Annotated in this window: 13 protein-coding genes; 6 read left to right on the forward strand and 7 right to left on the reverse strand. The window is 60.6% G+C overall.

What is annotated here, in order from left to right; translation table 11 throughout:
• Positions 1-53: 53 nt before the first annotated feature.
• Positions 54-1,433 (forward strand): hypothetical protein, encoded by a 1,380-nt coding sequence (locus K1X74_11030; protein ID MBX7166852.1) that lies wholly within the window; start codon positions 54-56, stop codon positions 1,431-1,433.
• 58 nt (positions 1,434-1,491) lie between these two features.
• Here the strand turns inward: K1X74_11030 and K1X74_11035 are convergent, their stop codons facing one another.
• The 5 genes from K1X74_11035 to K1X74_11055 all read right to left on the reverse strand — a co-directional run bounded on the left by K1X74_11035 (position 1,492) and on the right by K1X74_11055 (position 5,141).
• The gene (locus K1X74_11035; protein MBX7166853.1) at positions 1,492-2,241 is read right to left on the reverse strand and encodes a hypothetical protein; all 750 of its coding nucleotides are present in this window, start codon (positions 2,239-2,241) and stop codon (positions 1,492-1,494) included.
• A gap of 289 nt (positions 2,242-2,530) precedes the next feature.
• Positions 2,531-3,163: a site-specific integrase gene (locus K1X74_11040; protein ID MBX7166854.1), complete on the reverse strand. Its 633-nt coding sequence runs from the start codon at positions 3,161-3,163 to the stop codon at positions 2,531-2,533.
• Between the two features lie 238 nt (positions 3,164-3,401).
• Positions 3,402-4,085 (reverse strand): hypothetical protein, encoded by a 684-nt coding sequence (locus tag K1X74_11045; protein ID MBX7166855.1) that lies wholly within the window; start codon positions 4,083-4,085, stop codon positions 3,402-3,404.
• The gene (locus K1X74_11050) at positions 4,082-4,927 is read right to left on the reverse strand and encodes a hypothetical protein (GenBank protein MBX7166856.1); all 846 of its coding nucleotides are present in this window, start codon (positions 4,925-4,927) and stop codon (positions 4,082-4,084) included. Before K1X74_11050 ends, K1X74_11045 begins: the two co-directional genes overlap by 4 nt.
• Positions 4,920-5,141 carry a hypothetical protein gene (locus tag K1X74_11055; protein MBX7166857.1) on the reverse strand — a complete coding sequence of 74 codons (222 nt, stop codon included), beginning with the start codon at positions 5,139-5,141 and terminating at the stop codon, positions 4,920-4,922. Before K1X74_11055 ends, K1X74_11050 begins: the two co-directional genes overlap by 8 nt.
• Before the next feature lie 153 nt (positions 5,142-5,294).
• Between K1X74_11055 and K1X74_11060 the strand changes: the two genes are divergently transcribed.
• The 3 genes from K1X74_11060 to K1X74_11070 all read left to right on the forward strand — a co-directional run bounded on the left by K1X74_11060 (position 5,295) and on the right by K1X74_11070 (position 6,521).
• Positions 5,295-5,633 carry a winged helix-turn-helix domain-containing protein gene (locus tag K1X74_11060; GenBank protein MBX7166858.1) on the forward strand — a complete coding sequence of 113 codons (339 nt, stop codon included), beginning with the start codon at positions 5,295-5,297 and terminating at the stop codon, positions 5,631-5,633.
• A 252-nt stretch (positions 5,634-5,885) separates the two neighbouring features.
• The gene (locus tag K1X74_11065; GenBank protein MBX7166859.1) at positions 5,886-6,113 is read left to right on the forward strand and encodes a hypothetical protein; all 228 of its coding nucleotides are present in this window, start codon (positions 5,886-5,888) and stop codon (positions 6,111-6,113) included.
• A gap of 6 nt (positions 6,114-6,119) precedes the next feature.
• Positions 6,120-6,521: a type II toxin-antitoxin system death-on-curing family toxin gene (locus K1X74_11070; protein MBX7166860.1), complete on the forward strand. Its 402-nt coding sequence runs from the start codon at positions 6,120-6,122 to the stop codon at positions 6,519-6,521.
• Here the strand turns inward: K1X74_11070 and K1X74_11075 are convergent.
• On the reverse strand, positions 6,506-7,018 hold the full coding sequence (locus K1X74_11075) for a hypothetical protein (GenBank protein MBX7166861.1): 513 nt from the start codon (positions 7,016-7,018) through the stop codon (positions 6,506-6,508). The genes K1X74_11070 and K1X74_11075 overlap by 16 nt on opposite strands.
• Before the next feature lie 319 nt (positions 7,019-7,337).
• Between K1X74_11075 and K1X74_11080 the strand changes: the two genes are divergently transcribed.
• Both K1X74_11080 and K1X74_11085 read left to right on the forward strand, forming a co-directional pair.
• Positions 7,338-9,320, forward strand: coding sequence for a DUF2075 domain-containing protein (locus K1X74_11080; protein MBX7166862.1), 1,983 nt, complete (start codon positions 7,338-7,340; stop codon positions 9,318-9,320).
• 831 nt (positions 9,321-10,151) lie between these two features.
• On the forward strand, positions 10,152-11,003 hold the full coding sequence (locus K1X74_11085) for a hypothetical protein (GenBank protein MBX7166863.1): 852 nt from the start codon (positions 10,152-10,154) through the stop codon (positions 11,001-11,003).
• A gap of 132 nt (positions 11,004-11,135) precedes the next feature.
• On the opposite strand, the gene K1X74_11090 is transcribed toward K1X74_11085, so the two are convergent.
• On the reverse strand, positions 11,136-11,598 hold a 463-nt coding region (locus K1X74_11090; GenBank protein MBX7166864.1), incomplete at its 5' end, for a hypothetical protein.

Raw genomic sequence — 11,598 nt, forward strand, 5'->3', positions numbered from 1 at the left:
GGGATGGTCCCCGCCGAGAGACCGGATGTTCCTTAGAGATACGAGGTTTTCGGATGCTGCATGTGGTCTCCTCTGTGCCTGGAATTGATTGGCCGGCAATTCCGAATCCACGCGCATGCCAGTTGTTGGCCGTACAGTTCCAGCTCGAACAGTCTCAATGGCTTTCGCCCGCTGAGCTGTTGAGCATTCAGGTCGGCCAGCTCGCCCGTCTGCTGCCGTTTGCCCAGCAACATGTACCCTTTTATCGCGAGCGATTTGCCGCCGCAGGAATCGTCCTTTCGAGCTCATTTTCGCTCGACGATTGGGCTCGGATTCCGCTGCTCACCCGGGACGACGTGCAGCGGGCTGGCAGTTCGCTCCATTGTCCCCGCGGCCCGAAGGAACATGGTCCTCGATCCCAGACCGCAACTTCCGGATCCACGGGGATGCCCGTCGTGACTTTGGGCACAACTGTTACCCGACTGTTCTGGAGTGCCTTCACCCTGCGTCAGCACATCTGGCATAGCCGCGATTTGCGCGGGAAGCTCGCCGCGATTCGGGCAACGGCCGACAATACGGCTGACGTGCGCAAGACACGTGAATCGAACTGGGGCAACGCGACGATCGACATTGTCCGCACAGGGCCAGCCGTAACCCTGGACATTCACACGCCCATCGATCAACAGGTCGAGTGGTTAATCGCCGAGCAACCCAACTACCTATTGACGTATCCGTCGAATCTAATCGCATTAGCATCGACCTTTGCGGCGAAGAATCTGACCTTGCCGACATTACGCGAGGCACGCACGATCGGCGAAGTGTGCGACAGGAAAGTTCGGAAAATTTGCCGCGACGTATGGAATGTCCCTGTGGTGGACGTCTACAGCTCTGAGGAATTCGGCCATCTTGCCATTCAATGCCCGCGAAACGAGCATTACCACGTTATGGCAGAAAACGTGCTCCTCGAACTCTTGGACGACGCCGGAAAGCCCTGTAAACCCGGCGAGGTAGGGCGCGTTGTGCTGACCTCACTGCACAATTTCGCCATGCCGCTGATTCGCTATGAGATCGGGGACTATGCTGAACTCGGAGATCGATGCGAATGTGGTCGGGGCTTGCCGGTGCTCAAACGCATCTTGGGGCGAGTTCGCAACATGGCGATCTTGCCCGACGGACGGCACGTGTGGCCCGCATTACATCTCGACGGGGCGTCGACTGCGGAGATGCCACCGATACAACAATTTCAGTTGGTGCAGAAAACGACTAGCCAAGCCGAGCTTCGCTTGGTGATGCCGCGTCCTCTCGACGCTCAGGAAGAGCTGCTTTTGCGAGGATGGGTCACCAAGGCAGTTGGCTTCGAGTTTGACCTGAGCATTCGGTACGTCGAGGACATCCCTCGCAATGCGCGAGGCAAGTATGAGGACTTTCGTTGTGAGGTACGCGGCGAATCCTGATCGCCCGTGGCTGATCACCGTCACGTCATATGTCTGCTCTCAGGTCAAGGTACGATGCTCACCCAGGCGAGACTGGCAGGCGTTCATCGGCACCGACCAAGCGATTTCCAAGAGCCGTTAGATTGCCGGATGAAATGGCGGTAATGCACACAAGAAACTCTCCGTCGAGATATCCTGGATTCGCGCGAACAAAAAAACTGTCGTGTTCGTCGCGACCAGCTTCAATGCGTGCCAATTCGGGCTCTCTCACAGGCGTTGGCGTAAAGGGGATTACGAGGTTTACAGGCGAGTTGAATTGACCAGGGAATCGACTATTCACAACATCATCTCGCAGGCCTCGGATGTCATTGGGAATGTCTAAGGATTCGCGAGGATAATACTCACAAAAAAATCCCGGAAGCATTCGATAAAGCCGCGGTGAAGCGGTCAGCATGATCCAATAGGTCGGAATCGCTTGTGAGCAGAGAGCCAAGCCGAACATGTGACGTGCCCATAATCGCAGCCAGCCGTGATGCCCCCAATGCTCTGGGGCAATGACGGCGTCGCCTGTGTAGAGCACGTGAACGGGCTGATTTCCTAAGTTCGCATAAAATGAGCGAATCGTGACGAATCCACGGACTCGTCTGTCAGCCGTGCACAGGATCAGTGCCCATTCCTTGTCGCCCAAGTCGCGCAAGAAAATGTCCTTTGATACTCCGCAAAAGTACGAGTTCATGAGGCGATACATTTGCAGGCGAATGTCCTGCGACAGCTTGGCTACCTTTACGATTTCGACGTGAAGGCAATCTCCCATGGTATTACGCCACATTAGGTCAAGAAGGGCCTTGCGCTCAACGTGACTATAACAAGCGAGTGGTGGCAAGTGCAGTGGACCCCGGTTCTTGGACCAGGTGATAAGCCAGGGAGCGGATGGGTTGACCCTGCCCCCAAGTTTGATCCAGGGGGAATGCTGGGAAACTAGGGTTTTTGGTCCGGGCATGCCCGGACCAAAAATTTTCGCGAACTCGTTCAGGGTGCGCTGGCCCGATACGCTGTCGGGCCGCTGGCTGCTGTATTCGTCCGCTCCAAATGTCGAGCCGCGGCTGTGCGTTATCCACCTACGCAAACAGCTCCCCCAGATCACCTTCGTCCTCGACCGCCACGTGCAGATAGAGGCTGGTCGTCACGATCGACGAGTGGCCGGCCGCTGCACGGACCTCCGCCAGCGTTCGCCCACCCGCCAGGGCGTGGCTGATGAAGGTGTGACGGCCGCAATGGATCGTGAGCGTGCCGAGGCGTTCGCGGCCGAGGCACTTGCATGCGGTCAGAAAGCGGCGGCGGAGCGTGTGCCGGGCCAGCGGCGCGCCGTAGCGGCCAGACTTTTGACAGCAGAGAAAGGGATCCCGGGCCTGCGCGCCGTCGCGTCGACGTGTCTCTTTCCACGCCGTCAGGTCGGCCAACGTCCCGGCGTCCCACCACAGCGGCACCCGACGTGGCCGCATCCGTTTGGCCGTCTCGGCGCGGACGACGACGTGCGGCCGCGAGCCGGTCGTGCAAACATCCACCAGTCGCAAGCCGGCAATCTCCGAAACGCGTAGGCCGACACAAGCGGCCAGGCGAAAGACGACGCGGTTCATCCGCGCGTTGGGCGAACGCTTGGCCTTGCGGGCAAGATCGGTGAGTACCGCGGTAATTTCGCTGCGCGTAAGAACCTTCATCGAATCCAAGTGCCAATTGCGAGTGACGTACATCGAGGAGTTGCCTTTCGGAAGCGGGAACGAATCGAAGCCTGCGCTTCAACAGTTACCTCGCTTCCCAAGCAGCCCTCCACTCAACACGAACCCCGTGAACAGGAACTGGGTGGGTTTTCACGCGCTGCTGGCTTGCCCGACTAGCCACCATCGCTGGTTGGCGAGATCGAGCCGAAATGGCAGCAGATGGGAGCAGCTGGCAGAAGATCGGAAAGTTTTTCCTGCCACCGCCGGCCGCCTAGGCGCCCCACCAGGCGGCCCGCTGGCGGAACACTTCTTCCAGCGAATTGGCGATGCTCTCGGGGCTGATCAGGTTCTCGTCGGTGGGCTTGGGCTCCCCCTTCGGACGAATCCGGCCCAGCCAGCGCAGCATGCCCTCTCGCGCAAACACCGGCGCGGTGCGGAACTTGTTGTCTTCCACCAATTGCATGGCGATCTGCAGCCGCTTGTATCCGGGCAGCAGTTGCCACATAGCAAACGGAGGCAGGCTCAAGCGTTCACAGAACAGCTGCCAGCCGGCTAGCTTCGTCCGCAGAAGAAATCCCTGGGACAGGTACAGGTTCAACCAGACGTCTTCCGGCAATTCCTCTTCTTCGTCGTCTGCGATCTCGGACGATTCCTCGTCCCCTTCGGCGTCGTCTTGGCGACTGCCGCGGGATTCGTCTTCCTCGACCCACCGGTGCAGTGCGTCGCGATGCTCGGCGGCGTCCTCCAAGAGTTCGAGGAACATCGTCAGGGCGAGCTCATCGTACGCGTGGGCCCAGGGCGAATGGTCGGGCATCGCCAGGTGAATGCTGCGCGCTGAGTTGCACAGGCGTTTCTGTTCGGGCTGGTCCCCTCGGTCCCCGGCCGCGAAGATCAACTGAAACCGTTCCTTGGGGGTGAGCAGCGGATAGTGATTGGCGACGGCTTTGAGACTCATGCTTGATCCTTTCGGGTAAGCAACACGTTCTGCAGGGCTTCCAGGCGCGCATCGAGGACCGTGACGCCGATGGCCCGCAACAGGGCGTCGGCGAGCGTGGCGGTCAGTCGAGATTTTTCTGCCGTCGGCAGATCGGCCTGATCTAATTGCCGCAGTCGCTGGGTCAAGGCGCGGATCACGTCGTCGCCGCCCATGGGCGTGGCATCGGTGATTTCTCCCTCACGGCGCAGCAGATCGCCTTCGGCCAGGCCGCGCATGGCGTGTTCCAACAGGGCCACGGCCGCACGAACCCGATCGCAGTCGCGTCGCCCCTGCCGGGCTACGACCACCAGCGTCTCGACCGCCTGGCCCGTGGCGGCCTGCAACCGGCCGATCGCTGACTCGACCATCTCGCGACGGGCCGTGCGATAGGCGGAGCGGAAGTCGGAGCGGTGCAGCCAGCGGTACAACGTGGTTTCACTCACGCCCGCCTTGGCCGCGGCGGCCGCGTAAGTCGGCTCGGTCAACAGGGCCGCGATCAGTGCTTCTTGCTTGTTGGTGAGTTTCTGACCGTGACCATGCGGATGCTTCCTGCCCATGCCCAGGGCAGCAGCGCCTGCAGCTGCCTCCGCCAGGTCGATGGCCGGATTGGAGGCGGCCGGCGATGCAGCCTTTGGCGCGTGCCGCTGCTGGACCAGCCAGGCGACGTAGCGCAGCAGGTCGACGTGCCGGGCGTCGCCAATTCGCATGCCGGCGCGGGTGCGATGTCGACGCAACGCAGGTTCGCCGATCACCTCGCCCAGCGGGGTTGAATTGAGCACGCGGCACAGCTCGCCGGGGCGGACTTTTCGGGGGTCAATCACGTTCCATCTCCCGCACGAGCCAGGCTGCGTAATGGACCAGGTTGATCGTGCCGTCGGCGTTGGCTGGCGCACCGGCCGCAAGATCGGCCTGCAGGGCAACCACGGACACCCCTTGGCCGCCGGCCCGGCTGAGCATCTGGGCGAGGTCCGCCGGCACCAGCGCGCTGGGGTTCAATCCGCCTGTTGGCAGTGTGGCATCAGGGTTTCTGGCCATGATTCAGACGATCCTTAAGCAGCCGAAGCTTCTCCAACACGGGCCTGACAATTCGCTGGATGTGTCGGGCCACTCGAGGTAACTGGTGGGTCGTCCGGCCTGCGGCAGCCGGGCCCGCGTTGCACCGCCGCAGATTCCCGCAGGAGACGAACGATGAGCGCCAAGACGACTCAACCCAAGTCCAAGAAGGCCGCCAAGCCCGAAACGAAGAAGCCGGACGCGAAGCAGGCCCCCGCGACGAAGGCCGCCAAGCCCGCCAAAGAAAAGCGCGCCAGCGCCATCGACGCTGCGATTCGTGTCTTGAGCGAATCGAAGGAGCCGATGAACGCCCGAGAGATGATCGAGGCGATGGCAGCGAAGGGCTATTGGTCGAGTCCCAACGGCCAGACGCCGCACGCCACGCTCTATAGCGCGATCCTGCGGGAGATCGCCACCAAGGGGAATCAGGCCCGGTTCAAGAAGACCGATCGCGGGCGGTTCACCGTGGCCTAGCGCTCCGCTTGGCGTCCAAATCGCCCACGAGGCCCGACGGCGGGCCTCTTTCTCGTGGCTGGCCAAATTGGTCGCCCGTCGAACGACGCCGCCACAGGGGGCCAACGTGGCCACGACGGTGGAATAAAGCGAGCCGTTGTCTCCTTGGCGCGCCGCGGAAGAGGGCGCTGCGGTCGAGGCGCATTTGTCACGTCGCCGTGTCGGTGCTACAATGGTATACCATTGGTAGATCAACTCCCGGAGGAACCTAGGATGATCAAGAACCTCGTCAAGCACGGTAACAGCTGGGCCCTGGTCATCGACCGGCCCATTCTCGATCTGCTGAAGATCAGTCCCGAGGCGCCGTTGGAAATCACCACCGACGGCCGCGCCATGATCGTGGCGCCGGTGGGAACCTCTCCCAACAAGGATCGCGTCCGGGCGGCGCGGCGGAAGATCAACGCGAAGCATGCCAAGGCTTTCAAGAAGTTGGCGGAGTAACTTCAAGTGCCTCAGTTTCTGATGTTGGATGACGTGTTGGAGACGCACGCCCAGCAGATTGCGAATTACGGGGGCTCGGAGGGCCTGCGTGACGTGGGCTTGCTGCTGTCGGCCGTCGCGCAGCCGGAGGCGACGTTTGGGGGGCAGTATCTGCACCGCGACCTGTTTGAAATGGCCGCTGCCTATCTGTTTCACCTGGTGCAGAACCATCCGTTCGTTGACGGCAACAAACGGGTCGGCTTGGAGGCCGCCTTGCTGTTCCTGGAAATCAATGGCCACTCGATCGAGGCCACCGACGACCTGTTGGTCGACCTGGTGCTGAAGACGGCCCAGGGGCAAGCGTCCAAGCCGCAGATCGCGGAGTTCTTTCGCGCGCGTGCTCATCCGGCACCTCAGGACGACGATTGAACGAGCTGCGAAGCTCGCTGGGCCTTCTTGCCCGTGAACTTCTCGAACCGCTCGACGATCACGTCGCAATACAGCGGGTCGAGTTCCATCAAGAACGCCTTACGGCCGGTCTGCTCCGCTGCGATCAGCGTCGAACCGGAGCCGCCGAACAGGTCGAGCACGTTCTCGCCGGGCCGCGATGAATAGTTCATCGCGCGCACGGCCAGCTCGACCGGCTTCTCGGTTAAGTGCACCATCGATTGCGGGTTGACCTTCTTGACCGACCACACGTCGGTCGCGTTGTTCGGGCCCAAGAACACGTGCGCCGCCCCTTCGCGCCAACCGTAAAAGCACCACTCGTGGTTGCCCATGAAGTCTTTGCGGGTCAGCACCGGATGCTCTTTGACCCAGATGATGGCCTGCGAGAAATAGAGCTGGCAGGCCTTCAGCACCGGCGGGTAGTTGGCGCAGTTGGCATAGCCGCCCCAGATGTAGAACCCGCGCCCCGGGGCCAGCACCCTCGCCAGGTTGCCGAACCAGGCCGCCAGCAGCCGATCGAACTGGTCATCGCTGACGAAATCGTTCGCTGGGAGCTCGCCATTCAGTGAAGGCGCGATAGCTTCGGGCGATTTACGCTACCCCATGCTGAAACAAACAACGAGACCTCTGGATGGCTCTGTTCTCATGGCGCACGTCGGAAAACCCACCTGGCGACCCCATACCCTGAATGCGGCAGTGCTGCGACGGTCTCAGTGCGCGCGGCCGAAGCTGCCGGACGTAGGACGGGTGCCAAGGTCGCCCCTCGAACTATCTCATGCGGCCGGGTAGCCTGGTGAGATGAATCGTGCGGGATACTCAGCCTCGATCGAATCGTTTCTCGATTCGCCGACCGATGCCATCCTGGGCCAACTCGTTGAGCGCAGCGACTTCGCAATCGAACTTCCTCAACGTGATGCTTGGATCAGTGAAGTGCATCTCCTCCGTAACGTGCTCGGCGATTACCGCCAGCGCGGAGCCGTATACTTTGAGTTTTCTGTTCCACGCCTTGGCAAGCGAATCGATGTCCTTGCTATCATCGACCACGTAGTGTTCGTGCTCGAGTTCAAGGTCGGAGAGCGCCAATTCACTTCGCGTGGCATTGAACAAGTGTACGACTATGCTCTCGACCTGAAGAACTTCCACGAGTCCAGCCACAGCTGCTTCGTCGCGCCCGTGCTTATTGCGACAGAAGCCCCGCCGATATATCCGGTGCCCGCGATGGCACATCAGAAAGATCGGCTTCTGTATCCCGTATCCACTTCACCCGAGTTGCTTAGCGATGTCATCCGTACTGTGCTCGACATCGCCGATGCGCCTGCTATCGATATCAGCGAGTGGGAGCGCGGCCGCTATTGCCCGACGCCAACCATTATCGAGGCTGCGACGGCCCTCTACCGTGGTCACTCGGTCGCTGACATTTCGCGAAGTGATGCCAGTGCCACGAACCTTTCAGTCACCTCCGATGCTATCTCACGAATTATTGTTGAAGCGCAGGCGCGTACGCGCAAGTCCATCTGTTTCGTGACGGGAGTTCCCGGCGCCGGCAAGACGCTGGTCGGCTTAAATGTCGCGACGCAATACACGGACAAGGACTCAGACTTGTACAGTGTCTTCCTCTCGGGCAATGGCCCACTTGTCGCGATCCTTCGCGAAGCGCTCGCACGTGACAAGGTGCAACGCGAAAGAGAGCATGGGAGAATTGTGGGCAAGGGTGCGGCGCGCAGCGAAGTTAAGGCCTTCATCCAGAATGTGCACCACTTTCGCGACGACTGCCTCGTCGACCAGGGTCGGCCACCCGTAGAGCACGTTGCACTCTTCGATGAAGCCCAGCGGGCGTGGAATCTTGATCAGACGTCCAAGTTCATGAGACAGAAAAAGGGACGGACGAACTTCAGCATGTCTGAGCCCGAGTTTCTGATCTCCTGCCTCGACCGACATCGAGATTGGGCGGTCATGGTCTGCCTCGTCGGTGGCGGCCAAGAAATCAACACTGGCGAAGCTGGCATCAGCGAATGGATCGAATCAGTGACGCGCTCATACAATCATTGGCACGTGCACATCTCATCTCGGCTGACAGATTCCGAGTATGCCGCAGGCCAGCTACTCGAGCGAGTGGCTGCTTTGCCAAGAGTGTCGATTTGCGACGAGCTGCATCTCGGTGTATCGATGCGTTCGTTCCGATCAGAGAACGTATCGCTCCTGGTCAAGCAAATCCTCGACCTAGACGCGGACGCGGCAGCGCAGACCCTTAGCTCCGTTCACGAACGCTACCCAATTGTGCTGACTCGCAGCTTGCCCGCGGCTAAGCAATGGCTGCGCAGCATGGCCCGAGGCAGCGAACGGTATGGCATTGTGGTGTCCTCGCAGGCCCAACGACTCAAGCCATATGCAATCGATGTTCGATCGCCAATGGACCCCGTCCATTGGTTCCTCGACGGTAAAGAGGATGTCCGATCATCGTACTATCTCGAGGATGTTGCGACCGAGTTCCACGTGCAGGGGCTGGAACTTGACTACGCCTGCGTCGCCTGGGACGCCGACTTCCGCCACGTCGGCCACGGTTGGGAGCATTGGTCGTTCGTCGGTGAGCGGTGGAATCGCATTCGCAAACCCGAACGGCAGTTCTACCTCAAGAACGCCTACCGCGTCCTGCTCACGCGAGCCCGCCAAGGAATGGTGATCGTCGTTCCGGAAGGGGAGCCCACGGACCCCACGCGACATGGGAGCTACTACGACTCCACCTACGACTATCTCCGGCGGATCGGATTTGAGATCCTCTGAACACCGGTTGGACCACGTAGGGAGCGCATACTCTTCAGAAGTGTGCGCATCTTGCGGGGCACACCCAACCAGGTTGTTAACCCAACGGCCCTAGTTAAACCGAGAGCGCGAGAGTTCGGGCAATGGGGCGGGCCGGGTGCTGCTGCCGGAGAGCGCGGCGGGCGGAAATCGAGAACTCTCGCCGTGTGACGGAGGCGCCGCAAGTCGTTGCGGCGTGGTCGGAAAACGCAACACGCCGAGGGCTCTCGCTCTCGGCGTTCTCTGTAAACCCTACGGTCGGCGGCGGTTCCGCAAACCGAGAAAGCTCCCCGAGCCTGTCGCAACTCGAACCGTACTTCGTCGAACGCGGGCTCCTATCTATCAACCACTTACGACGATCTCCCGTGATCGTCCTTCACCCGTGGGCGACTGCTTCCGCCAAGGATAGCGACTCCACGTCACACTGCAAGAAGCAGCCCCGGGGACTGCGGCTCGCCCGCCATTACCAAGCGTTGCTCGACACCGGCCGATTCGAAAGTCGGGCCGCACTCGCCCGATACCTCGGCGTCAGCCGAGCACGAGTCACGCAGGTGCTGAAGCGCATTCACTCTCTCGGTACTGACACTGGGAAGGAGACCAAGGCAGGCTAGTTCGTATCTCATCGCGGGGCAAAACGGGCATTCGTTGCCATTCCACCATTTTGGGACGCTGGTCGCCCAGCCCATTACGGTCCACCTTCGCACCATAAGTGGGCCGAATCGATGCCGTATTCTTGACTCCTTGCGCCCGGTTATCCCGGCACGCTATGGTCAATGCGTGAGACCCAAACGTTTCACCTCATTGATTTGGCCCATGCAAACTCGCAATCGTCTGCGATGGGGGATGCTCGTGCCTGCGGTCAGTTTGATCATCAGCGCCATCGTCGCTCGCGACCCGTCAGCCGCGTTCATCGGCCTCTGGCTCGTTGTGGCGACAGTCGCCTGGCCCTTGACGGCACAATCCCACGTTCCTCACGAAATGAAAACCGATCGAGCAGTGAGTGACTTCGATTCAGACCTCGGCATCGACGAACTCCGAGAGCGTCTCGACTCGCTCAGTCGCTTGTCGGATCCGCTGCTTCGCCGTCTCGTCACACTGAAGATTGCCAACCTCCGTCGTGAGGTCGACGAGCTGGTCGCCGGACGGATCGTCTTCCGGGAAACCGAGACGTGGCGATCCGCCTACGCGGAGTTGCTGCGCAGTCCGGATGTCACCGAATACCTTTCCGTCGCATGGGTCGTCAACGAGGCCTATTGGCGGGATCTTCCCGGCGAGCACAGTCTGCGGACAAACTTCGAGGCGCTCGATCGGGGCGTCAGCGTCGAGCGCATTTGCATCCTCGGCTGGAGCCTCTGGCCCCCGGAGCTCTCCGTGCCGCTACGGGACGTACTGAACTGGATCAACGACCAACACTATCGCGGGATTGCCATCTCCCTGGTTCGCGAAATCGACCTGGTGGCCGAGCCCGACCTGCTTCGTGACTTCGGGATCTACGGCCAACGCGCCACCGGCGAGCAGCAACTTGACCGGCACGCCCGCACCGTTGGCTTCACGCTCTCCTTCGACCCGGCCGACGTCGCACTCGCGCGCGACCGCTGGCGTCGACTACAACTGTTCGCCCAGAAATATCAGGAACTGATGGATCACGCGGGGACACCGATCTAAGATCGGATCAGTTCTTCGGAAATACCGGATGCGAGCGCCCCCGAGGCGGCGGTGTGCTCGTGGACGCAGATCTGACACATGGTTATCGCCGCGTTCACCACTCGACGGTATGGCCAACTTCCTTACTGTTACTCAGTCGTCATCGTTGTCAGAGATGCTCTTGATGTGGATTGCGTTAGCCCCATCGTCACCAGTGAGATAGAGCCGCAGAGCGTAGAGCAAGTCGGGAGTGCGGTCGCCTTCGGGCTTTTGGAGATTGATTTGCACGCGGGAGACGAGCGGGACATTAGAATGCGCGATAATCTCCGTCACGCGCTCGACCTGCTTCGCCAGGTCCTTGGTGACCTTCTGGTGCGGTTGCAATAGCATTCTGATTTCGGGGTTCGCCGAGGCGCGGGTGCGCAATAACCCGAGGAGAAGTTCCAGTGCCTCGGCAGTATCGCGTCTCCAGTTCTGACTCGTCCAAGGGTCACGTAATTTATCGAATGTCGCCGACGTTATATTCCCCAAACGTCTCGACAAAGCTTTCAGAACAGCGTGCAATTGTGACAACGAGAATCGCTCCACAAAGTACCGCTCGCGCCAAATCGCATAG

It is taken from the genome of Pirellulales bacterium (assembly GCA_019694435.1).
Lineage (GTDB): Bacteria > Planctomycetota > Planctomycetia > Pirellulales > JAEUIK01 > JAIBBZ01.